Source organism: Lacticaseibacillus thailandensis DSM 22698 = JCM 13996, from assembly GCF_001312865.1.
Lineage (GTDB): Bacteria > Bacillota > Bacilli > Lactobacillales > Lactobacillaceae > Lacticaseibacillus > Lacticaseibacillus thailandensis.
Genome location: NZ_BBER01000011.1, coordinates 19721 through 44110 on the forward strand (window position 1 = coordinate 19721; position 24390 = coordinate 44110).

Below are 24390 nucleotides of genomic sequence, written 5' to 3' on the forward strand. Positions count from 1 at the left end.
ACCAATAGTGGGAATAGCGCGGTTGACAGCGGTTCCGTAGGCAGAGAGGCGCTGTTTATCACCCATTTTTCGCAAAGTTAGACAACGTTAGTAACTTGTTATGGGACCGCCAACCGTATGGTCAGCAGCCCATATCTATGATTTAATAATGTCAAGCAACGTTAAAATTAGGGTAAAAGTCCGCAAACTTTTCTAAAATGTGGACGCATCAATGTCGAATTTAGGTGGGAAAAAAACGATATGGATAATGCAATTGATCTAACACGCCTCTGGGCTATCATCAAGCGCAGTCTCGTACCAATGATTGTGCTGGCGATTGTAGGCGGCTGGTGGCTTTTATTGGGGCCAAGGTGCTGATTACGCCGAAGTACACGGCATCGACGACGATGCTAGTTAATAGAGCGGCTGATAGTACAGACGCAAACACACAGTACACGGCACAACAGGCTGATGTTCAACTTATTACTACATACAAGGGTATCCTTACGAGCCCTACTATTCTGGACACAGTGGCGAAGAATTTAACTCAGCCGCGGAAGGTGATGACGAAGAAGCCTACCAAGGCAGTCTATGGGCGGAAGTATAATTCTTACACTGATTCCTATAGTAGCTACTTAAAGACCAAGGCAAAACCGGCTGAGTACAAATTAGTGCCAGCTAAATATCAAGATATTACTGGTAGTGATTTGACGGATATGGTTTCCGTTACCAATGAAACTAATTCTCAACTGTTCACGGTTAACGTCGAAAACACCAGTGCCACGGAAGCGCGCGACATTGCCAATGAAATTGCATCTGTTTTCAGAATTAAGATTAGCAAAATTATGAGCGTTAAAAATGTCACGATCATGTCAAGGGCAACGGCAGATTACACACCGACGTCACCCAACCTGAAGCTCTTAGCGCTGATTGGGGTAGTTTTGGGTATCATTATTGGTTTTGCTTGGGGCTTCGTTCGCGAAGTTACGGACCGGACGATTAAGAGTCTCGACTTCATTACTGATGATTTGGGACTGACTAACCTTGGTATCGTTAACTACGTTCATAAAATGAAGAGTATTGATGCTGCCAAGGCGTCCAGTACAGTAGCAAATAAGCGCATAGATTCGGACCGGCTGGCTCCGCGAGGAACGACGCCAGCCGCGGTGACTAGTGATGAGACTGACCTGACCCGCGAATCATTAACGCGATCACGGCGCAGCGGCAGCCGACGGATTTAGGGGGCATATACGATGCGAATTCCTTTTTTTTCATAAGCACTACAAAGAAGACATGACCTTCCAGACTCATGGCGTCCGGCTGGTTACCTATGCTGATCCCAAGCATGTTGTATCTGAACAGTTCAGAACGGTACGTACGAATATTGAATTTGCCGGTGCTGCCCTGGATAAGTTACAGGTGGTAATGTTTACTTCTGCGGCAATTTCAGAAGGTAAGTCAACGGTATCAAACAACGTTGCAGTTGCTTGGGCACAGTCTGGTAAGCGGGTATTACTGATTGACGCTGATTTGCGTCGTCCGACGGTACATGCAACATTTGATTTATTGAACACCGACGGTTTGACGAACGTCTTAGCGGGTAACGTCAAGGTGGAAGACGCCGTGAAAGACACGTTTGTGCCTAACTTAGCTGTGATGAACGCAGGCCCAGTGCCGCCAAATCCGTCTGAATTGTTAAATTCGCAGAAGATGGCGGACCTGCTGGCTTGGGCGCGTGAGCACTATGACATCGTAGTGTTGGATGTGCCACCAGTATTAGCAGTGTCAGATGTGCAAGTACTGGTGCCCGAGACCGATGGGGTGGTGCTCGTTGTACGTATGGAACACACGCTGAAGGGGGATTTGGAACGGACGGTTGAGGTCCTGAGAATGGCTCATGCGAAGGTACTTGGTGTGGTTGAACGGGTACACTCGAAACACGGCGATCGTGGCTATGGTTACGGCTACGGCTACGGCTACGGGTACGGAAACGACAGTAAGTAGGGTGCTTTTTTTACAGATTCATTTTAAAAGTTGGGGGTTGATTGAATTATGGAAGCAATTCGTGTACAAAATGGGGAAAAGACTGAGGAGACGTATGTAAATTCGATTGGGGAACCAGTTAAGTCGTGGTATCTGCCAATTAAGTTTGCTTTGGACTTCATTACCGCCGCGGTGATTTTGGTATTGACTTCGCCAATTATTTTAATTACCGTGTTGGCGATTAAACATGAGGACAAGGGGCCAGCATTCTATCACCAGACGCGAGTAGCTTGATGGGTCGCCATTTTACGGTCACGAAATTACGGTCAATGTATGTTGATGCAGAAAAACGCGGCGCGCAGTGGGCGGAGAAGGAAGATCCGCGCATTACGCGTGTAGGTCATTTTATTCGTAAAACGCGGATTGATGAATTACCACAACTTGTTGCAGTTCTAAAAGGTGAGATGAGTTTAATTGGTCCACGTCCAGAGCGTCCTGCTTTTACAGAACAGTTCTCGCATGAGTACCCGGGGTTTGAACAACGTTTACGTATCAAGCCAGGGTTAAGTGGCTATGCACAGGTACATGGCGGATACGATATTGACCCAGGTGAGAAGGCTAAGTTGGACCGGTACTACATAGAAAATTTTGGGCCAATGATGGATTTGGGTATTTTCTTTGAGACGATTAAGACTGTATTTACTGGGGAGGGTGCACGGTAATGGAGAACCCAATTATTAGGAACAGTAGGGTTTTAGTCACTGGTAGTGCCGGCTTCATTGGTTCCAATCTTGTAGATGCTTTAATTGGTGATAACGAGGTTGTGGTCGTTGACGATTTATCAATGGGAAGGGTGGAGAACCTTCCACAAAGCAATAATTTGCATTTCTTCAAGCATAGTATTGCGGATTTCAAATTCATGTCGGAATTATTGAAGGATTGGAAATTCGATTACATTTTCTTACTGGCTGCAGTTGCAAGTGTTGCGGACACAATTGTTCGGCCTGCTGAGACACATATTATCAATCAAGATGCTAACTTAAATGTCTTAGAAACAGTTAGGATAAATAAGTTAGACGTTAAGAAAATTCTATTTTCTTCTTCTGCCGCGGTTTATGGCAACAATCCAGAACTTCCCAAGAAGGAGACATCTCCGATTGACCCCCTTTCACCATATGCTGTGGACAAATTTGCTACCGAGCGTTTTGTAATTGATTATGGACGGTTGTATGATATTCCCACGGTAGCGACTCGTTTTTTTTAACGTTTATGGTCCAAAGCAAAATCCAAAGTCTCCTTATTCAGGAGTGTTATCTATAGTTAGCGATGCATTGTATAATGCAAAAAAAATTCACTTTATACGGTAGTGGTATGCAAACTCGGGATTTTGTGTACATTGATGATGTGGTAAACGCATTAATATTACTAATGCTGAGTGACAAAGCTCTAAATACTGTTTTCAATGTGGCTACTGGTGAGCAACATCCACTTATGGAAGTAATTAAAGATTTGGAACGCGTCGCTTCAAAAAAAGGTTGAAATACTTATGGCTGATTCGAGGATTGGTGACATTCAGAACTCGGTTGCCGATATTTCTAAAATACGGGATTTGGGTTACAAGCCCCAATTCTCTTTGCAGAATGGTTTGGAAAAGTATTATCAATCATTAGGAGAATCATAATAGATTTTAGCGTTTTAATGTATGTATATTCGAAGAAAAGTCAGAGTGTTTTCAGCAAGCGCTTGAAAGTGTATTTAATCAGAACACGACTGTTAATGAGGTGCTTATCGTTGAAAACCGTGAAATTGGGAAAGATCTCAAAGAGGTTATCCAGGCAGCAAGAATAAAATTCAGGGTAATAAATGATATGTATGCTGAAAAGCTGTCTATGTTGCTTGATGTTAGGCTGTTTGTGAGAACTGTTTGGTACGTATTGTTCCATATAGAAATTCGAGAAGGACGGAGAATTGGAAAAACAACTGACGTGGTTTCGACTAATAGTATCAGCAACACAAAAGCCAAGAGTATGTAGGAATCGCTTCTTTCAAGGTGGTGAATTGTTCCGATGAGTTTAAAGTTTCCAAAGTTTTCAGTGCTTATGTCGGTCTACTGGAAGGAGAAACCGAGTAACTTACGCAAATCCCTAGAAAGTCTTGAACAGCAAACCGTGTTGCCAAATGAAATAGTCCTTGTTGAGGATGGACCTTTGGGCGCAAGTTTAGACAGGGTGGTTAAAGAGTTCTTGCAGACGAATGCGTCTCTGCAAGTTGTCAAAATATCTCATCAGACTGGTTTGGCAAATGCTTTAAATGTTGGGTTGAATCATGTTACATACGATTTGGTGGCTCGAATGGATTCTGACGATATTTCAGTTAAGGACAGATTTAAAATTCAACTTTCATATTTTTTTTGAATCAACCCGGTTTAACCTTGTTAGGTGGCCAGTTGCTTGAGTTTGAAGATGGTAATGAAGCAAATATAATTGGCAAAAGAGAAGTTCCCTTGAGCAGAAGGGCTATAGAACGATTTGCTAGGTTTAGAAGCCCCTTTAATCATCCCACTGTAATGTTCAGAAAGAAAGCAATCTTGGCACTTGGTGGGTATGAGCGTCTTGATTTTCTGGAAGATTATTTATTGTGGGCCAAACTAATAGCTACTGGCGCTGTTGTTACTAATTGCCCCGATGTTTTGTTGCTAATGAGATCTGGAGCGAATCTTTACGGAAGGCGCGGCGGCATGAAATATTTCAGAAATTATTGTTTACTGAGACGGAAACTACATTCTATGGGAATCATTAATTCCTTCCAGGTGATTATTGGGGATTTCGCTGTTCTTTCCAGTTCACTAGTGCCGACCTACGTGAGAGGCTTATTGTACAAGAAAATATTGCATAAAGGCTGATTTTACTAGTGGAGGAGGGTCGAAGATGAAATTTATTAAGGTAATAGAAAAAAAATCCTGTGTCTCAGTTACTCTTGAGAACTGTTAGAATTGCGTATTTTCCCTTCTACAAAAAGGTTACTAAGAGTTTCAGACCATTTACGATAGCCAGTCTAGATGAAACGGTTAGTGAGTTAGCGAAAACGGGTAAGTCTTTTTCTAGATTTGGTGATGGTGAAATAAATATTATGTTTCGCAAAAGATCAATTGGATTTCAGAAATATTCCATGGGTCTGCAGAAAGACTTGCTAGATGTGGCTAGTCAAGAGAATAATGATGTTTTTATCGGATTGCCCCATGCGTTTCTTTCCACTTCCCCGGATAAATTGCTTGTGAAATCGTTTTGGTGGGCATACGTAGTTAATAATAGGGATAACATTACAAATTTTCTTAATCATTCACATAGAAGCTATTTTCTTGATACCAATTTTTCCAGGACGGTCACAGAAAGCCGCAGCAAGAAGACAATAAAACGGATTGTAACAAAGGTACGTCACTTGTGGGAAAATAAACGAGTTTTAGTTATAGAGGGAGCCGGGACCAGATTCGGTGTTGGTAATGGTTTATTTGAAAATGCCTTGAATGTTTCAAGAATCATAGCTCCATCACGCAATGCATATAATGTGATAAATAAAATTGAGTCTAGCGCAGTGGAGTTTATAAGCAAACAGCCGCGTAAAGATAATTTTATTGTTCTTATAGCTCTGGGACCTACAGCAACTGTGTTGGCGTCCAGGCTGTCAAGCATATGTCAGTCAATTGATATTGGACATTTCGATTTACAGTACGAGTACCTTGCAATGGGGAAATATCACAAAACAAATGTGCCAACCAGATATGATAATGAAATTATTAATGGTGATCATGTTGAAGATATCCACGATGAGGGTTATTTAGAGCAGATAGTTGCTGAGATAGATGAATAGGTCAGGTACGATAAATGATAGGAATAGTTGTTCTGAATTACAACACTTGGGAAGAGAGCAGGAAGTGTGTTGAATCTCTTCTCAACATAAATGAATATAAAGATATTTTTATTTATATTGTTGATAATCATTCTACCGTAGTTGCACCAGAGAAATTTGTTGATTTTATTAATGCAGATTCGCGAACGGAATTGATTTGGAATACTAAGAATTCTGGTTACAATGCTGGAAATAACGTTGGCATAAGGAAAGCTTTACAAGATGGCTGTGACTACATCTTGGTTTCTAATAACGATGTAACGTATGATCAAGATACCATACGAAGCATGGTCAGCATGTTCAGTTTGCATCCTGATGTCGGGATCGTTGGGCCAAAAATCATTGAGGGAAATGGTTCTATTCAGGAAATTAATATGTTAGTGCCCACTACTTTAGGTGGGAAATATAAGTATTTATTAGGGCACACACCTTTCAAGAGAATTGTTAGGAAATACATAAACACTTTTTCAGCGGACAGGTCGAATCTTTCTGCTCCCTTTTATGTAAGTTCAGTGTCAGGAGCTTGCTTGTTGATTTCCCGTGAATGTTGCCAAGCCATCTTTCCCTTTGATGAATTTCCTTTTTTTTGTATGAAGAAGAAATTATGTTGGGTCTAGCACTGTCCAAGACGAGATTTAAGACTTTATTAGATACGAATGCAACTGTTCATCATGTGCACGGGGCGTCTACTCACGGTATTGTAGCTTTCTCCTTTACTGAGTTTGTAAGAAGTGAAATGTATTACTGTTTGCATTATTTGCATAGCTCAAAAGTTGCTGTTATGCCATTATATTTGATACGGTGCGTGCAATATTTTTCTAGGTGTTTAGTTCGGGCAGACTACAGGCAGCAATTGAAACGTTTTTTTTGCAAGGACGAGGGAGTCATTTAAATCTGCATAGTTCAGGAGAATATTATGTTTTTGCTGTTTCTTTTAATTGCGATTGTTTCTTGTATTCTTAGTTTTTTTTAAGCTTCCACACGAGGCTAAATCCGATAAGCATCTATTTTATTATTTGGGTGTTCTGCCTTCTTTTAATCGAATTAAAGGTGATTGAGTTTAACACTCTTAGTGAACAGACATGGATATTAATTAATGCATACTCTTTAGTGTATACTCTTTCCTTTTTGATGGGCTCGTCGTTGGTTTCAAAGAAAGTCTCTCAGTCGGTTTACAGTAGCAACGGTAATGCTTTGTTCTTAAAACAGTTTGACGAGGCCGCACTAAAAAAAATATCTGAATAGGACAATCTTTTTTTTGTACAGCAATTTCGTGGTTATCGATTATTCCTTCGGTTGTTAAGCTAGTTGGGTCATATGGCTTGAATCTGGTTGCGAACAGCAATCAAATTTACGAGGATTCAATCAGTAATCTTGCAGGATCAAATGCAGGTGGCCTAAGTTTAGAAAATTTTGTCTTTGTAGCAATAGTTTTCGCCGGTGTTTACGTGCGAAAGTTTGGCATGTCATTTTCAGTTTCAATGGCATTAATGACTGCGATGTTAGGCCAGCTTACAAGTGGTTCTAGAGGGGGGTTGTTTGTACAAGTCGCTTTGTTGGTAGGCCCATGGATTTTGATTCCTAAAGGCAAAACGAAGGGAAAAGATCAATCTAACATTGGTGTTAGGGTTGCTGTAGTACTTGCGCTGGCGTTTCTCCTAATCATTACATATTTAAGAAAGAGCTCTCTAATAGACCTGCCTTATGCAACCCCTAACCTAAAAAAAAGCTTGGCGGTTTTTCGTCCCTAGTATATAATATATCCTTTTATTTCACTTCCCCCATTGCCACGTTGAACGAATTCCTGAAATCACCAGTTCACACGTACTGGGGGGCTTCGACATTTCGTCCGTTTTACCTGCTTTTAAATAGTTTGGGTGTGACAACGTATAATGTTGATTTCTACAATATATTTCTCTTTTATTCGCCACTTCCGGCGAACGTGGTTTCATATATTGGTGAGCTAATCCTTGATTTTGGAACTTTTGGTGGTGGAGTGGCAACGTTTATTTTCGGAGCTATTTTTGGTGTTTCGTATAGGAAAAGTAGAAGTAACTATTCGTCATTAACTTGGCTTGTAGTAATGGATATATGTTTTGCGCTAATGGTGTTATCATTTTTTTGCATGGTTTCTCCGGCCAGCATATTTATGGTTTTCACTAATTGTTGGAGTGTTTATTTCCGCCCTTGCAGGTGTACTAATTAAGCATAAGAAAATATGGTAATCAAATGCTGAAACTATTAAAAAAACTTTTCATATACTGTTTCGTCTAATTTATTGAATTTTATAGTCATTGCTCTTGTGACCTTAATTATTCCTAAAGTCATTGGAGTTAAGGAGTATGGCTTCTGGCAACTGTACATTTTCTATACTAATTATGTTGGTGTACTACATTTTGGCTGGATTGATGGAATGTATTTAAAGTATGGTGGACTGGACTATGATGAATTAGATAGCAGCTACTTTAAAAGTCAGTTTTCTTACTTCATAGTATTTGAATCACTTGTTACAGTGCTTATTGCAGCATTCGGTCTGATAGTTGATAGTGGTAATAATCAGTTTGTTGTCGTGTCGGTGGGTCTGTACCTACTTTTTTTACAATGGAAGACAATTTTTTTTGTATATATTACAAGACACAGATCGGATTCGGGAATATGCGTTTAATTTAATACTGGATAGGGTTGTGTATGTTGTTTGGATTGTAATTTGCCTAGCTGTAGGAGTTAGGAGCTTTAAATTACTAGTTGTTGGGGATGTTATTTCTAAGATTATCACGCTATTTATAGCTATCTATAGTTGCAGAACCATTTTCAGAGGTAAAATTCAACGTTTATCCGTGACGATTAAGGAGATTTATCAGAATGTCAATGTGGGTATAAAACTCTTAGTTGCAAATTTTGCTAGTCTCTTGATTGTTGGCATTGTGAGATTTGGGATCAAGTCTACCTGGGGAGTTACCGTCTTTGGGAAGGTTTCGTTGACTCTCAGTATTTCTAATGCAATGATGCTATTTGTTACGGCAATCAGTCTAGTGCTTTTTCCCACATTGCGGAGAATTAATAAATCACTTCTGCCTGGCCTTTATGATAATTTTAGACAGATACTAATTCTAATGTTATTTGCATGTATGTTCCTGTATTTCCCTTTAAATTTCCTAATCACACGCTGGCTGCCTAATTATCAAGACTCCTTGAAATATCTTTCATTTCTTTTCCCGATGTTTATCTATGAAGGCAAGTTTGAGCTAATGGTTAACACATTTATGAAAACTTTGAGAATGGAAAGAAAGTTACTCCTTGTTAATCTTACCGCCCTTGCCACAAGTGTATGCGTGACTGCTGTCAACGTTTTCTTTGTTAAAAACTTGAACATTATTATGCTTAGTATAATTTTGATTTTATGGTTTAGAAGCAATTTAGGAGAAATTGTAATTAGCTCTAGACTGAGCTTAAATGTTTTACGGAGTATAGGTGTGGAGACATTATTTGTTGCCATTTTTATCTGTGTCACATGGTTCCTGAGTGGCCTATACGCTTTCGCGATATTTGCGGTCATGTTTATTGTTTATGGCTTTACCCTTAGGGGGCGTATTCATGATAGCTTTGATTACGTAATGAATAATTTGCATGCATAGGTTTTACTATTTGTAGGTTTTTAGTTCAGAAGTGTCATTTGCTGAGAGTAAGGGAGGATTGTTTTATGAAGGGTATTGTTTTGGCTGGGGGATCTGGAACACGCTTATATCCCATTACAAAGGCGACAAGTAAGCAATTAGTTCCAATCTACGATAAACCAATGGTGTATTATCCGTTATCTGCGTTGATGCTTGCGGGTATTAAACAGTTTTTGATTATTTCGACGCCTGAGTTTTTGCCTCAGTTTGAGGAACTTTTCGGTGATGGTCACAATTTAGGCTTGGACATTCAATACAAGGTACAGGCTGAGCCAAATGGGTTGGCTGAAGCGTTCATTCTTGGTGCTGATTTCATTGGCGGTGATTCCGTGGCACTAGTACTTGGTGATAACGTCTTTTATGGTGCAGGCCTATCAAAACTGTTACAAGATGCGGCTTCCCAAGACAAGGGGGCTACGGTATTTGGGTATCAGGTTACCGATCCAGAACGTTTTGGTGTAGTCGAGTTTGATGAACATCAGCACGCCGTTTCAATTGTTGAGAAGCCAAAGCATCCACGGAGCAACTATGCTGTTACTGGACTCTATTTCTACGATAACAGCGTGGTCGATATTGCTAAGAACATTAAACCGTCACCGCGAGGGGAACTTGAAATTACTGATGTGAATGAAGAGTACTTACGTCGTGGCCAGTTGGATGTGCAAGTAATGGGGCGTGGTTACGCTTGGTTGGATACGGGTACGCATGATTCGTTACTCGCGGCCTCCAGCTTTGTAGCTACAATTGAGAAGCAGCAAAATCTCAAAGTGGCTTGCCTCGAAGAAATTGCTTACCGTATGGGTTATATTGATCTTCAGCAGTTGGAAAAACTGGCCCAGCCACTGAAGAAGAATGATTATGGCCAGTATTTGTTGCGTTTGGTCAAGGAGGAGAGTAAGTAATGGCTTTGAAAGTAATTCCTACAAAGTTAACTGATGTTAAGTTGGTTGAGACGGATGTATTTGGTGATAATCGTGGCTTCTTTACTGAGACGTATACGCGTCCCAAGTTCCAAGAAGCGGGTATTACCAACGATTTCAATCAGGACAACCAGTCTCTATCTGCAGAGGCCGGGGTGCTACGGGGGATGCACTACCAGATGGCGCCGTATGCTCAGACTAAGTTAGTTCGGGTCGTCACCGGTGTGGTTGAAGACGTTTTAGTTGATATTCGTAAGGGCTCACCTACATATGGCCAATGGGAGGGCTACATTCTGAGTGAGTTTAACCACCGCCAGTTGTTGGTACCGAAGGGCTTTGCCCACGGGTTCATTACGCTGACGCCCAATGTTAACTTTGCCTACAAGGTTGAGGGTTACTACGCGCCTAAAGCAGATCGCGGTATTGCGTTCGATGACCCTGATATTGGTATTGATTGGCCAATGTCTACTGCGCATTTGATTATGTCGGAAAAAGATCAGCACCATCCACAGTTGAAGGATGCCGAGAACAATTTCGTTTACGGGGAGATTTAACAATGAAAATTATGGTTACTGGTGGTGCCGGGTTCATTGGTTCCAACTTTGTGCATTACGTCGTTGATAATCATCCAGATGTAGACATCGTTGTTCTTGATAAGCTTACTTACGCAGGTAACAAGGCCAACATTGCCGACGTGCTTGGCGACCACGTGAAACTGGTGGTTGGCGATATTTGTGACGCTGAACTCGTAGATAAGTTGATGCCAGAAGTTGACGCGGTGGTGCACTACGCCGCAGAGAGTCACAATGACAACTCCTTGAAGGACCCATCACCCTTTATTCAGACCAACATTGTTGCACGTACACTTTGATTCAGTCAGCTCGCAAGTACAACAAGCGCTTCCATCACGTGTCAACTGATGAGGTTTATGGCGACTTGCCATTACGCGAAGACTTGCCTGGTCACGGCGAGGGCGTGGGCGAAAAGTTTACGCCAGATAGTCCGTACCGCCCGTCTAGCCCATACTCTTCCAGCAAGGCTTCTAGTGACTTGCTAGTTCGTGCGTGGGTGCGCTCATTTGGGTTACGGGCTACTATCTCCAACTGTTCCAACAACTATGGCCCTTACCAACACATTGAAAAGTTCATTCCGCGGCAGATTACCAACATCCTGAGTGGCATTAAGCCGAAGCTGTACGGTACCGGTAAGAACGTCCGCGACTGGATTCACACGAATGATCATTCAGCTGCCGTTTGGAAGATTTTGACTGAGGGTAAGATTGGTGAAACTTACCTAATTGGTGCTAATGGTGAGAAGGACAACAAGACCGTCCTGGAAGGCATCCTGCGGTTGATGGGTAAGCCGGAAGACTGGTATGACCAAGTTAAGGATCGTCCGGGTCACGACTTGCGGTACGCAATTGATGCCACAAAGCTACGCACTGAGTTGGGCTGGGAACCTAAGTACACTAATTTTGAAGATGGTTTGAAGCACACTATTGAGTGGTATACCAACCATGAAGATTGGTGGAAGGACGAAAAAGCTGCTGTCGAGGCCAAGTACAAGGCCAACGGTCAGTAATTGCGGATAGCAAAATAGCGAGGCTGCTGGGGCTTCGCTTTTGTTTAGAGTTGCAATCAAAGGGGATACACAAATGAAAATTTTGATTACTGGGGCAAATGGTCAGTTAGGTACTGAATTGCGTCACTTGTTGGATAGCCGTGGCATCGAATATCGTGGTACTGATGTTAAGGATTTGGATATCACGGATGCCGATGCCGTTGATAAATATGTTCAGGACTTCCAGCCAGATGTAATTTATCACTGTGCTGCATACACGGCTGTGGATAAGGCTGAGGATGAAGGCAAGGCACTTAACCAGAAGATTAACGTCAATGGCACTGAAAATCTGGCTAAGGCCGCAGCTGCGGTAGACGCTACCATCGTTTATATTAGTACTGATTACGTTTTTAATGGCGACAAGCAGGAAATTTATAAAGTTGACGACCAGCCAGCCCCACGTAACGAATACGGGCGCACCAAGTATGAAGGTGAATTGGCAGTTCAAAAGTACGCCAAGAAGTATTACATCATCCGAACTTCATGGGTCTTTGGTGAATACGGTCACAACTTTGTTTACACTATGCTTGACCTCGCCAAGACACATGATCATTTAACGGTGGTTGATGATCAGTATGGCCGCCCATCATGGACCAAGACATTGGCTGAGTTCATGACATTTGCCATCGATAAGAAGTTGGACTATGGTATTTACCACTTGTCTGAGGACAACAGTTGCAACTGGTACGAATTTGCCAGCGCTATCTTGGCTGATAAGAACGTAACTGTTTCCCCAGTTTCTTCTGCTGAGTACCCACAAAAGGCATGGCGCCCACGCCACTCTATTCTTGATTTGAGTAAGACCAAGGCTACCGGGTTCAAGATTCCTACCTGGCAGGATGCGCTGAAGGAATTTTTAGCGATTGTAGATAAGTAGAGTTTTGACGCTCAGCCTAAAAAAAGGCATATTACGGGTTTCCACCAAACGCTGTTGGTTTCATCATTCTGGAATTACTAAGGTTCTCCGCTTTGGAGGACCTTTTTTTTGTTCTCCATCAAGCGCTGTTGTTTTAATATTTTCGAATTTATGAGGTTTTCCATTTTTGAAAATCTTTTTGTTATCTGGGCGACTAGTTGGTAAATACGATTGAAGAAGTTTTGTTGGTTCTTAAAGCCAGAACAATTACGTTTCAAGGGTTTGATTAGGCGGTTCTCACCCTCAATTGGGCCATTACTATGGGGACCGAACGAAACTAATTTGTGCATGTTGCCATTAATGTAAATAAACGACATCATATGACCAGTGGAACGAAACTCGTCGAAACTCGGATTATGGGGTAGGTGTCGCGCAGGGGGGGTAGTATACTGCCGCCGTGAGGAGCCGTTGGAATGATGAAGCCGAGATGTTAATAATGTCGGCGATGACAGTTAATGGTAGTCGCTTCTACGCTAGTTTAATGATGCGTTCCACGTAACCCACTTGGGTTCAACTAAGGCGGGTGGTCATGGTAGTTAGTGCACCACCAGCGCTGTTTTTTTAAGCGCTATGATCGTTAGCGTTTCAGCCGCTCTGGGGACCTTAACCTGCGTTAATTCGTAGCCATAGCGTTGGAGAGTCGCAAACTGGTAATTCGGACACCGGCTGAGCGGGTGAGATGGTTCACAATAAATAACGTGGGCTTGGCGGGTAACGCCCCGAGAGGAGCCTTTTTCGTCACTTACTGCGGTGACTTTGATGTTAGTATCTGTTATTCCTAGAATAGACAGCGTAAAAATGTTTTTGGACATTGGGACATTGATCGATACCTCGCTTGTTGTTTGGTCGTATAAGAGCATAGCATGGGTAGCGGTAGCCTTTTTATTTTGCTAAAAGTGTCATTAAAAATAGGGCCTACACTTGCTGCGTTGGTAGAAACTAACAGCAGAAAGTGTAGCCCTTTTTTTTAATGAGATTATTCCACAGTTTTGGACATTAGGTGTAAGTACCCAATAACAGACCGACTGTGACCGTGGTGTTAGCATCAATGTCCCCATATTCTTCAATAACATCAACATCGGCTGTTAACGTATCCTAAAATGGTAGCTTTTAGTGTCTTGGGTATTGTATTCATGACTCTGAAACGTACACGCTAAGGATGACCAACATCGTCTGTACAATGTGGCAATGGTCAACAACAACCTTGGAGCTAATTTGTTGAGGGTAAATAAGACGATGCCACCCTGTGTGTTCCACGGCGGAAATTGCTTAGGTGATTGTGGATGTGATGGGAGGCCATGAAGGTAAAATAACTTCAAGTATATGATTGCCAACTTAGATGAAGCACATCTTGTCAGACTCCTTTAACTCTTTTAATACCAGTCGGTTAAATAACTATGCGCCTGGATAAGTGGACTTTGAATTTTGGCAAAAATGTCGCTGAAAACAGGGGATTTACGCTATGTGCATTGTTAAGGGCCAACGATAAAAGTGTAACTACTTTAACGGTTAGGCGCGCTTCTTTAGTGGTAAAATAGTTCATTGTGCAAATCCGGGAAAGGTGTCTTGAAGATGGGTTCAGTGTTTAGACGATGATTCGTTAGATTTTCTTGAGGATAGAGTTGAGTACCTGTAGCCATAATTTTTTTTGCTATTGCGATTGATGGAAGTAGGTTGCTATGGAGCTTATTAATAAGAATAATTGATAGTAATTTGCGAGTGTTTTCTCAATGAGGTAAATGGTATGACTGGAGTAACTGGTAGTTCTTGGGATTTTAGAGGTTTTAAAAAAAAGTGGGATACATTCGCTTGGAAAATACCCTGCGACTATGGTTGCGGAAATGCAGTTTAAGCTACTTAAAGAGTGGACAACAGGAACCAATCAGGTTGTGTTGGATCCGTTTATGGGATCAGGTACTTCGTTAGTTGAAGCGCAAAGGTTAGGATTTGATGCCATAGGAATCGATATTAATCCGTATGCCGTCCTTTTGTCGCAAGTCAAGACACATAATTATGGCGATGTAAACTGGCATGCATTGAAGGCACGCCTGTCAGAAAGACTTTTTTTTTAATCATGGTAGCATAGAAAACTGGCATTTTTCAAACATCGATAAATGGTTCAGACCAGATATTATTAGGTCTCTTACAAAGGTAAGAAATGCTATTCTTCATGAAGATGACATATGGATTAGACGTTATCTATGGATATGCATGTCAGAGGTTATTTATTACCATTCAAATGACAGAACTTCTACATTTAAAATGCATGTTAAACCCAACTCACAAATTAAGAATATAAAGGACGATGTAATTGAAACATTTTTAGAAATAGTTTTTTTTCGAAGAAGAGTTACTTACCTGTAACCCAACAACAAAGTGTGCGAATAGTTTCTGGTGATGCAAAAAAAAGCTTGCGAATCACTTGCCACGAATAGTATTGATGTGATTTGCACTTCACCACCGTATGGAGAGAATGCAACAACTGTCACCTACGGACAATTTTCAATTTTATTTCTCAAGTGGATTGATGAGCGGGATATTAGCGGGGATGAAAAACTACTTGATAATTTTTCGGCCATTGATAGTTTCAGTCTTGGGGGTAAGAATGCAGAATTGGAGCCAATAGACATACGTGTAGTTGAAGAATTTGTAAATTCAATTGCAATTCGTAAACAGCAAAAGGTAAGACGATTTCTTTCTGATTACTTGATAATTATTAAGCAGCTGTCCCGAGTCCTTAAGCGTGGTGGAGTTGCATTATTTACTGTTGGGAACAGAAGAGTTGATGGGGTTCAGCAACCCTTAGATCTAATCACTGTTCAAATGTTTAAAAAGTATAGTGTCCAGCTAATTGATGAAGAAAAACGGCATATCCTTTCAAAAAAAGATGCCGGTCCGTCTGTCCTCAGATAGCAAAGGTACCCCAGTAAAATCGATGAATGAAGAAAGTATACTTATTTTTAAGAAGGTATGATTATGGCGCAAATCCGTGTGGCAGGTAAGATAATTAGGGAAATCTCCGAACAGATCCCAAATGGGCAACTAGCGATGACCAAGCTAATTAAGAATGCTTACGAGGCAAATGCAAACTCGATCAAAATTAGTATTAATACTGTTGGCTCCGATATTATCATCCGCGATGATGGCAGTGGAATGAATGACAACGAGATAGGTTCTTTGCTTAACCTAAGTCACAGTGATAAAATCTTTGGTTCCAAAGTCAATGGTAGGTATGTGTCTGGAGAAAAAGGACTTGGATTTTTCTCTGCTTTTAAATTTGGGAGAATGATTAGCGTTGATACTTCTGATCCTGACGATAGTAGTATTAAACGTTCATTTAAACTTGACATGGCTGAAATTGGGAAGACTAGCGATGTATCAAATCTCGATGTTCCAGTTGAAAAATCCACAAATAATAAGGGCAAAGGGACAATCATTCGGATTACTAGGCTAAATGTTGATGCCGTTAAATTGTTTTGCAAATCCCTTTCTCAGGCAGGTTTCTCTTCTCGATTAACAAATATTATTGACGACACCAGTTTTAGTATAAATATCTTGGTTGACGGTGTGCATGTTGCAGATGATTATATAGAAAATGACAAATTTAAACAGGCCAGGATTGCAACCATTAGTCTGCTGGGACCAGATGAGGTTGATACTACTGGCGCCGTTTTGGTTTGTGTTGGCCACGAAAAGTCCAAAATACAAATTCCTCAAAATATTGGGCGTATTTTAAATACTAAGCACCTTAAATTATGGGCTGAGATTAGTGTCTATAGGCTGCAAGGACTTGGTATAGATTATGCTCCGAAAATATATTTATTCGATGATCATAAATTACATCCGCTGGTGTATATAAACGATTCATTGTTTGAGGGCGAAGGTCTTTATAATGTTGAAGTTAACGCCAGTGGCAAGACTAACAGGGTGTTTAGACAGCAGACGGGTAAGATTAGTTTATATTTAGATAAGCCAGATATATTGAGTTTTAATGCTGACAGAACTAGAATTATCGATTCAACGAGACTCCGTGAATTAAAGGCGCTGCTTGATTTTATTTCTAGTGAGGGCCAGTCAGAGGTTCGTAGATTGATTGATTTACAATCTAAGTCTCACGAATCATCCAAACGGTGCATGGTGATGCTACTGGCGTGGACGGTCCTCATCATAATGAAAAGGCAGATGGCAGTCATCTTCAGACGGAGGGTGAAGGTGCAACTGTGGGTGGTAAAACAGAGCCCGGAAGGAGAGAAAATGGAGCGACGGCTAAACTGTTGTTAGATACGGTTGAGGTCGGTCAGCCATACGAATTTGATAAGCTTATTGAGTTGAAGGACTCCCAGGGTGGGCAGTCAGTTAAGCCTTCAGAGGTGTCTTTTCAACCTTCAGATCGAACCGTTTACCTTGATTCCGATAAAGAAACGGTTGTGTTTACCCACTATGGTGAAGTAACTATAACATTCGATTATTGGGACAAAATCACCCAAAAGAAAAGTCATTTTTGTGACTCAGTGACCGTTAAGAGACCTAAGCGGCTGCATCATAAAAAGAACGACGTGTGGGTGTACCCGCTTCTGGATACAGATATTCTTGACGGAGATGTTGAATCATATATTATAGATTTTACTAATCAAGTCAACTTAATAGCTAATGACGACAAATTAGACCTTGTATTTGTTTCTTCACTGAGGACATTTGCCGAACTAATGATTAGGTCAATTGCAAAAACTGAAAGTGCAAATAAAGATGGTCTTAAAGAAACTTATAATGCTGTAATGGGAGACGCCAACTTCAATAAAGCTTTAAAGCGTTCGGGTATTTGTAATAAGAGCGTGAAGGCATTACAAACGATACATCGTCTTGTCAAAGAACAGAAGTTTGTACCAATAATTGATTTTCTTAATTTGGCCACACATAACGCGACTAAGCTGGTTACAGCAAAGGATGTCAGAGATAAGAGCATCTATTTCAAATTCTTATTAACTTATACTTATATTGCTAATATGGGAAATAAACACAAGTAAGATTTTCAGCAGGCTTCACTAAATGATCGTAGGCAGTTTGAGAATAGGCACCTTATTTCTAGGTGTAGGCGATTCTGAAACGTTTCTATTAGGCGCTACACGCGCCCTTTAGCTTGGAGTATGCTAGTTACCGCTAGTTCTGTGGCTAACTTTTTGCATGTATAGCCAAACTTCGTGAGGGGATTCTCAGTTGAGGGGGAATCCTCTTTTTTTGATGCAGGCAATAATTGAACACAGTGCACCGATCAGCAAGATCTTGGCGGGTGACTCGTAGTCGCGGAAAATTTGGACCATGATGCTGTAGTAGCCGCGGAGGGTTTCCTCTTGGGCAAAGGTCGCACCGACCACACAACCGCTACTGTCATCAGTGGCGATGGAGTAGTTTGCCTTACGCTTGCCATACTAATGCTTCTTAGATGCGACGCGTCCATTTGCACTAGCACGCCGGGATACTTGACCCTTGGTTGCGAAGGATGGGCCTTGGGCGACAAGATCAGATTAAGTCGTGATAACCATCGCAGTGAGGTCATACTAATTTGGTATTTGTTCGTCACGCACTAGGAACTCATGAAAATGTTTGATGTCAAGGCCTGTGTCCTTAGTGGTGTAAAGCCAGATGATCTGTTGCTGACAGATTGTTTGCCGGTTCCCTGCGGGGCGTTACCATGGACAAAACCGGCTTTGCCTTGACGCTAGTACACATTGACTAACCGATTTATCTGGCGTCGACTCAGGTCGAGGGTGATGCTTGCTCGTTGCTTAGCTGGTTTGCCTCGAACAACGTTTCTGATCGTCCGATACTTCGTTGCTTCTGTTTTCGTAAGACATACCTGCTTCATTGTAACCTCTTACTGATCAGTAAGAGGTTACCTATGTCTGGACATTTTGCCTTGGCCTTTGCCTGAGACAATATCACTGGCATTTCACAAGCACTTTCTTTTCGGTGTAAGTGCCCTTGACAGGATAACTACTAATAGTAAGAATCAGCTCAGTCGCCTAGAAAGATGGTTCCACGATTGATAAATAAGGTGCACCACCTTCAGGTAACCCACAGCTAAATTTCAACCAATCATTAGATTGATTATCCAACAATTGTAGGGAGCTTCAAGTGAAGATGAGGACTTCTGTGCATTTTGTAAAGGTCACTATTGTTTATGTTGGTGTACGCGTCAACGGCAAAATTGTCTACAGATGTTTCTTGACAACTATATTCATTACCGTGATACTGTATCCATGGGCTTGTTAGACATTTTGAATAAGCCAAAATATGATCCTTGTATTTAGAAATTTTGGCTGGTGTGATAATAAATGAAACTTTACCATGGGACAACAAAAAAAAGGGCCTATTAGGAATTAAAAAGACTAATAAAATTAAATCAAGTGGTATTGAGATGCCTGAGACAATGGATGTGCTGTTAGACAGAACTAATGCAGCCATGAATAGTCTTGACTATCTACCAAAGTCAGCTGGAACCAGTCAGCCCGCTGCACTTGGAGTTGGGATTTATGCGTTTGCGAGTAAACATCAGGCATGCAGCTTCACCAGCGAGCACTATGTTGTTACAATTGATATTGGTGATGGCGTTGATGTTTATGACCTAGACAATTCCGATTCTATCCGTAATCTTGCGCTCAGTCTTCTTTCTGGTGATGTAGCTGATGCCATAAAAAAATAAAATTTTCGACGGTGAAATGATACGTCAGTATCGTACTATATGTGTACAGTTCGCAGATTACTTGGTTGATCTGGCAGATTCCAGTGCGGATTTGGAGGACTATCCATATATTTTCGCCTACTCATTATGGATTATCCAGCAGTTTTCAAACGAAAACATTCAGGTAGTAGCCAGAACGTTTGGTAATGAACCTAAATATTTTTGTATACAGGATGATTCAGTAATTCAAAGCATTGCAGTTTAGGGAGGATCAAATTATGCGGCTAGAAACACTTACGGTTGAAGAATTTAACCGTTATTTGCAAAAGTCTGATTTTCACCCAACCGCTGAGTATGAGACTGAATTCAGAAAGCGTGTCTTTCGGAAGCTTATGACAAGTATGGTTAATGCTGCCTTCAAAAAGTTTTTCGAAAAATCAACCATTAAGCTCGATGTAACAATTGGCGATACTAAAGTGTCTGATAAAAATGAAGCAACATTAAATTTTAAAATTGAGACTAATGAACCTAGAAATGATTATAGTGACCACTTTCATGAAATTGACGTAAGCAAAACGTCTAAAATCACGAGTAATACTTCTCTTGATTTTGATCGTGCTGCATAGGTGAAGCGATGACAAAAGAAAATACTCCAATTATCAAGCTGAAAGGATATCGCATTGAAGATCTTCAATACTCCACTGATGCGGTAAAGTTGAAAGCTGCTCCGCGCGGCTTCCATATTGAGCCGACCATCGGAACCAATGAGTCACTTAATGTTGGACGTGTAACGCTTGATGTATCTCTAAAAGTAGAATCAGACTCAAACCAAGCTGATTCACGCCTTGTAAGGGTAAAGGTCAATGCTTTTTTTTGACATTTCGGAAGAACTTACTAATAAAGATGACATTGGACGAGCCTTGGCCGTAAATGGAACTGCCATCCTCTTTCCATACGTGCGTGGCATCATTTCAATGGTGACTGGGTTGGATTCAGCACATACAATCCTACTGCCGACCATCAACACACAGGAAATGTTTGGAACTCCTCGGAATTCCAGTGACGATTAAAGTTAGTGTAGCCCAACAAGTTTAATTCAAGCTCATCCCCATATTTAAAGATGGGCGATCGTTGATATTTTAAAGGGTTCCGTCAAACTATAGTGGTTTCAATGTTTTTAAGGGTATCTGTCAAGCACTGTGGGTTTCAATACTTTCAAATTACGGATCTTCGTCAAATCGTATTGGTGATACTCTGTTGATAACACATTCACTCCGGTGAATGTGTTTTTTTCCTCATGAATCAGCCGAATGCGGATAAACATGTTGTACTGATTTCGGAAACCAAAGCAGTTACGTTTCAGCGTCTTGATTTTTCGGTTGAGGACTTCAAGCAGACCGTTTGAATAGGAGTAGCGGCAGCTATTTAGCACTGCATTTTTGTTTTTTCTCAGCTTAGCGATGGTGGTGTCCATGGCGTTGCCACAATTCTTATAGATCTTCAGTAAATGGGCCAGTTTGGCTCCTGACTTGTTTTTTTAGGGCTGTCATGATGGTTTGATATATTTCGTAGGCAGCTCGGAAGCGTGGGGCATGATCGAGACCGAGATTAACCGCGGCCTGCGGGACAATCCATTCGTTTAACCCCCGTAAATATCGGCTCTTGGCTCGTTCTAGTTCGTCTTCGTTGAGGTGAAATGAGCGCCACTGAGATTTTAGAACTCGATAGCGACGACTATGTTGGTCGATTTCTTGATGGAGCAGCCGTAGGCGCTCCTGATCAAGTGCCCTAGCCGCCAGTTGCACGATGTGAAAACGATCGATGATGAGTTCAGCGTTGGGAAACAAACGGTGAATGAACTGGACATACTGCGCGTTCATATCAATCGTGACGGTTTGTACTGTTCGTCTTTCTTGTAGTGAGTACCGCGCCTCAAAATAGTCGATAATGTCACGGCTTAGCCTCGTCGGTAAAGTAGTGATGAGCTGATGGCTCTCAGCGTCGCAACAGTCAAACGACATGCGATGACCGCAGGTACGAATCTCATCAAAGCAAAGATTAGGTGGTAAATGTTTGACCCGATACGTGAGATGCACGTTTTTATTTAAGACCCGTTGGACGTTACTAGCCGAGATACCTACAATTCGGGCAATCGTTGTGGTCGGTATCAGTTCTTTGGCCAAACGGATCACTTGATGAATAACCTGATGACTGAAGGTTTAATTAAACTTGACCAGCGTAGTCTGGGCACCACAGGTCGCCCCACAGTGATGACATAGATAGCGTTGACGTTTGAGATGAAGTTCATAACAACCGCCGGCTAAAGTACCTAGGCGTACTTTAGAGAGATGAGTACCGTTCTTGATCAACGCCTTAAAGCCACACTGAGGACAACGTTTAAGGGGATAGGATAGCGTCGCTTTGATCACATGGATCTTTCTTCCTTTCACTCGCTTTGGCTGGTTAATAGTGATTTCTGAGAGATGTGGGTCTGTCAATTCGAACAAGCTTAGGATAAAATCGTTTTGGGACATCATATTTTCTCTTCTCGATTAGGTTTAGGCGCTTAAATCGTAGCATGAGGGGACAGTGATGTCCTTTTGATTTTCCAAAATTAAAAAAATGGCATTGGCTTTCACCAATACCAGAAAGTGTAGACTCGTTTTTTTTGTCGAGTTCTGTTGGTTTTAGCATTTTGTAATTGCCACGACTCTCCACTTTGGAGGGCATTTTGTTATCTAGGCGATCAGTTGATAGATGCGGTTGAAGAAGTTAATTTGGTCTTTAAAGCTAAAGCAGTTACGTTTTAGGGACCTGATTAGTCAGTTTTTTTTCCCCCGCAATGGGCCATTACTTCTGGGGCTAGCAGCAGACATTGGCATACCCTGATTTTTTTGTTTCCGGGTGGTCATGCGAGTATCTAACGAAGTACTCATAGAGCAATATGTGTTAAGGACAGACCAAAGGGTCACGGTGTTGCCCAATATCAGGCATTACGTAGCCTGAGATACGTTTCGTAAAAGGTTTGTAGCTATGGCTTATTGTCAAAGACAATGTCAAGTGTGTTCTGTTCAGTCATATATTCGTTGAGTCCGAAGGAGGAGTCAACATGACGGGTGTGAGGATCAGCCTTGTGGAACAAGCGCCCTTTCGATTTGAACATCTTGTATTGCCAAATATAGTGATTATCAAGCTGCGTAAGAGCGGCAATACGGGTTTTATCAGGTGTTCGTCCGAGCAATTGCACGATGTGGAAGCGTTCAACGATGATACGGCCATTCAGAAAATAAAGTGTTTGCAAGCTGCATTCGTGCTCAGGATGATGTTCGGGACTACCTGCCATTCATCAATGCTGTGATGAATAATGAAAAATTTCTTAATTGTGCGCTTAAAGTCGTCAAATGGTAGTGAAACTAGTTTGTGTGTGCCATCATCAATACAAATGAACGATCAACATAGTGTCGTTATAATAAAACTAGTTGAAACGAAGATTACGCGTTCGCGTAATCCATTGTCTGGGGTATTTTGCGACATTGGGACAGTTGTTTGGTGGCAGTTGACGCACCGTAGCGCTGTTTTCTGAGATCCAATAAGGTTGATATGTCAGTGCCACTTTGGCTACGGCTATGGGTCAAGGTGTAGCCTATATTGTTGTAGACTTTCAAACCCACAATTGGGACGGGATGAGTGGATAAGAATGTAGACAGGAGATGACATGAACCTGGTGATCAGTACCGTGGATGACGCTTTTTGCATCATTTACCGTGAGTATGCGGATATATTAGTATCTGGTATTCCTAGGATGGACAGTGTAAGAATGTTTCGGGGTACTGATTGAATGTTGTTGGTTTGGTCGTTTATAGCGTCGCATGGATAGTGCCTCCTTCATTTTGCCAAAATTGTCACCAGAAATGTGTTCTACACTCGCTTCGCATCGATGGAAGTCAAAAGCAAAGTGTAGAACCGTTTTTCTACAGTTTGTTAGTTTAAGCTGACGTAAGTGGTTCCTGGTTTGCTCTTGGCAAATAACCTTGATAACTTGGCAAATGGTCGCGTACGTATTAAATTTTCAGTCCTCCAAATTACTTCGTTAGTAAAGATTTGCATATCGTGAATAGCTCACTCTTTGAATGTATTCAGTCATATTTGTAATTTAATAGTACAAACGGGCGTTTGATGGTCCAATCCAGGAAAATCTCGGTCCCGCTTTCATCCGCACCAAATCAACAAGAGCAGATACGCAAATTTCATTGTCTTCCTCAACGATAGGAATTACTCTTGTCTACGTAAAGTTATTATTATTAACTTTTTTTCCTGAAGGAGGAAGATTATGATGAATGAACGCAATGGTGCCAAAAAGCTCTATAAGGCCCACAAAGTATGGTTTGCAGCTGGGGTTGCAGCCATCGGGTTGTTTTCTGCTGGTGCTTTAGGTAGTAACTCGGTTTCTGCTGCCACAACTGGTACGGAGCCAACTACTACCCAGGTAAAGGCAGGGAGTACAGCTACTGTCACGCAAACAAAGGCCGACAGTGCCTCCGCATCAGCTCAGTCCGCAGCTGATCAGGCTAACAGTAGCTTCAACGATTTCCAGCAGCAGCAGGAAACCAAAGCCAATGAAGCCGCAGCGGAGAAGAACAACACTCGTTTTGGTGGTGCGACGGTTTCTGACCCGTCCATGAAGACGAACACGTCGTTCAACGATTTCCAGCA

The 24390-nt window shown here is 41.6% G+C and carries 23 protein-coding genes and 4 pseudogenes; 22 read left to right on the top strand and 5 right to left on the bottom strand.

The window, feature by feature from the left end; translation table 11 throughout:
• Positions 1-329 precede the first annotated feature (329 nt).
• The 14 genes and pseudogenes from JCM13996_RS09650 to rfbD all read left to right on the top strand — a co-directional run bounded on the left by JCM13996_RS09650 (position 330) and on the right by rfbD (position 12959).
• Entirely contained in the window at positions 330-1220 is an 891-nt protein-coding gene (locus JCM13996_RS09650) for a YveK family protein (RefSeq protein WP_225353579.1), read from the top strand.
• Between the two features lie 52 nt (positions 1221-1272).
• Entirely contained in the window at positions 1273-1983 is a 711-nt protein-coding gene (locus JCM13996_RS09655; RefSeq protein ID WP_054750971.1) for a CpsD/CapB family tyrosine-protein kinase, read from the top strand.
• Positions 1984-2031: 48 nt separating this feature from the next.
• Positions 2032-2684, top strand: a pseudogene (locus JCM13996_RS13255) (sugar transferase).
• A pseudogene (locus tag JCM13996_RS09665) lies at positions 2684-3643 on the top strand (GDP-mannose 4,6-dehydratase). The pseudogenes JCM13996_RS13255 and JCM13996_RS09665 overlap by 1 nt, the downstream one beginning before the upstream one ends.
• 385 nt (positions 3644-4028) lie before the next feature.
• A complete protein-coding gene (locus JCM13996_RS09675; RefSeq protein ID WP_054750973.1) occupies positions 4029-4376 on the top strand; it encodes a glycosyltransferase in 348 nt (115 codons plus the stop codon).
• A 32-nt stretch (positions 4377-4408) separates the two neighbouring features.
• Complete coding sequence (locus JCM13996_RS09680; RefSeq protein WP_054750974.1) at positions 4409-4864, top strand: glycosyltransferase family protein; 456 nt, start codon at positions 4409-4411, stop codon at positions 4862-4864.
• 59 nt (positions 4865-4923) lie between these two features.
• On the top strand, positions 4924-5829 hold the full coding sequence (locus JCM13996_RS09685; protein ID WP_054750975.1) for a GT-D fold domain-containing glycosyltransferase: 906 nt from the start codon (positions 4924-4926) through the stop codon (positions 5827-5829).
• Between the two features lie 14 nt (positions 5830-5843).
• On the top strand, positions 5844-6485 hold the full coding sequence (locus tag JCM13996_RS09690) for a glycosyltransferase (protein WP_054750976.1): 642 nt from the start codon (positions 5844-5846) through the stop codon (positions 6483-6485).
• 705 nt (positions 6486-7190) lie between these two features.
• The gene (locus JCM13996_RS09700; protein ID WP_054750978.1) at positions 7191-7619 is read left to right on the top strand and encodes a hypothetical protein; all 429 of its coding nucleotides are present in this window, start codon (positions 7191-7193) and stop codon (positions 7617-7619) included.
• 41 nt (positions 7620-7660) lie between these two features.
• Positions 7661-8074, top strand: a complete 414-nt coding sequence (locus JCM13996_RS13025) for an oligosaccharide repeat unit polymerase (RefSeq protein ID WP_369395723.1) — start codon at positions 7661-7663, stop codon at positions 8072-8074.
• A gap of 1494 nt (positions 8075-9568) precedes the next feature.
• Entirely contained in the window at positions 9569-10444 is an 876-nt protein-coding gene (gene rfbA, locus JCM13996_RS09710; protein ID WP_054750980.1) for a glucose-1-phosphate thymidylyltransferase RfbA, read from the top strand.
• Positions 10444-11016, top strand: a complete 573-nt coding sequence (gene rfbC / locus JCM13996_RS09715) for a dTDP-4-dehydrorhamnose 3,5-epimerase (protein WP_054750981.1) — start codon at positions 10444-10446, stop codon at positions 11014-11016. Before rfbA ends, rfbC begins: the two co-directional genes overlap by 1 nt.
• A gap of 11 nt (positions 11017-11027) precedes the next feature.
• Positions 11028-12043 (top strand): annotated as a pseudogene (gene rfbB, locus JCM13996_RS09720) (dTDP-glucose 4,6-dehydratase).
• A gap of 73 nt (positions 12044-12116) precedes the next feature.
• Positions 12117-12959, top strand: a complete 843-nt coding sequence (gene rfbD / locus JCM13996_RS09725; protein ID WP_054750982.1) for a dTDP-4-dehydrorhamnose reductase — start codon at positions 12117-12119, stop codon at positions 12957-12959.
• 188 nt (positions 12960-13147) lie between these two features.
• Here the strand turns inward: rfbD and JCM13996_RS12080 are convergent.
• Positions 13148-13264: pseudogene (locus tag JCM13996_RS12080) on the bottom strand (transposase); the annotation flags it as partial.
• 1575 nt (positions 13265-14839) lie between these two features.
• On the opposite strand from JCM13996_RS12080, the gene JCM13996_RS12085 reads away from it, so the two are divergent.
• The 7 genes from JCM13996_RS12085 (at position 14840) to JCM13996_RS11035 (ending at position 20554) form a co-directional block, all read left to right on the top strand.
• Positions 14840-15070, top strand: coding sequence for a DNA methyltransferase (locus JCM13996_RS12085; RefSeq protein WP_263848912.1), 231 nt, complete (start codon positions 14840-14842; stop codon positions 15068-15070).
• Between the two features lie 325 nt (positions 15071-15395).
• Complete coding sequence (locus tag JCM13996_RS12090; RefSeq protein ID WP_225353580.1) at positions 15396-15911, top strand: hypothetical protein; 516 nt, start codon at positions 15396-15398, stop codon at positions 15909-15911.
• A 63-nt stretch (positions 15912-15974) separates the two neighbouring features.
• Positions 15975-17279 (top strand): ATP-binding protein, encoded by a 1305-nt coding sequence (locus tag JCM13996_RS09740; protein WP_054750984.1) that lies wholly within the window; start codon positions 15975-15977, stop codon positions 17277-17279.
• The gene (locus tag JCM13996_RS09745) at positions 17219-18022 is read left to right on the top strand and encodes a hypothetical protein (protein WP_156321956.1); all 804 of its coding nucleotides are present in this window, start codon (positions 17219-17221) and stop codon (positions 18020-18022) included. Before JCM13996_RS09740 ends, JCM13996_RS09745 begins: the two co-directional genes overlap by 61 nt.
• Before the next feature lie 1274 nt (positions 18023-19296).
• On the top strand, positions 19297-19698 hold the full coding sequence (locus JCM13996_RS09750) for a hypothetical protein (RefSeq protein ID WP_156321957.1): 402 nt from the start codon (positions 19297-19299) through the stop codon (positions 19696-19698).
• Positions 19699-19955: 257 nt separating this feature from the next.
• On the top strand, positions 19956-20303 hold the full coding sequence (locus tag JCM13996_RS09755; protein ID WP_054750987.1) for a hypothetical protein: 348 nt from the start codon (positions 19956-19958) through the stop codon (positions 20301-20303).
• 8 nt (positions 20304-20311) lie between these two features.
• Positions 20312-20554: a hypothetical protein gene (locus JCM13996_RS11035; RefSeq protein ID WP_156321958.1), complete on the top strand. Its 243-nt coding sequence runs from the start codon at positions 20312-20314 to the stop codon at positions 20552-20554.
• A gap of 300 nt (positions 20555-20854) precedes the next feature.
• On the opposite strand, the gene JCM13996_RS12585 is transcribed toward JCM13996_RS11035, so the two are convergent.
• The 4 genes from JCM13996_RS12585 to JCM13996_RS11045 all read right to left on the bottom strand — a co-directional run bounded on the left by JCM13996_RS12585 (position 20855) and on the right by JCM13996_RS11045 (position 22978).
• Positions 20855-21151, bottom strand: a complete 297-nt coding sequence (locus JCM13996_RS12585; protein WP_162205217.1) for a transposase — start codon at positions 21149-21151, stop codon at positions 20855-20857.
• A 16-nt stretch (positions 21152-21167) separates the two neighbouring features.
• Positions 21168-21860: a transposase gene (locus JCM13996_RS12590; RefSeq protein WP_162205218.1), complete on the bottom strand. Its 693-nt coding sequence runs from the start codon at positions 21858-21860 to the stop codon at positions 21168-21170.
• A gap of 36 nt (positions 21861-21896) precedes the next feature.
• Positions 21897-22214: a transposase family protein gene (locus JCM13996_RS13030; RefSeq protein WP_082383928.1), complete on the bottom strand. Its 318-nt coding sequence runs from the start codon at positions 22212-22214 to the stop codon at positions 21897-21899.
• Between the two features lie 494 nt (positions 22215-22708).
• On the bottom strand, positions 22709-22978 hold the full coding sequence (locus tag JCM13996_RS11045) for a hypothetical protein (protein WP_156321961.1): 270 nt from the start codon (positions 22976-22978) through the stop codon (positions 22709-22711).
• 1029 nt (positions 22979-24007) lie between these two features.
• Here JCM13996_RS11045 and JCM13996_RS09780 point away from each other — a divergent pair.
• On the top strand, positions 24008-24390 hold a 383-nt coding region (locus JCM13996_RS09780; protein ID WP_054750991.1), incomplete at its 3' end, for a KxYKxGKxW signal peptide domain-containing protein.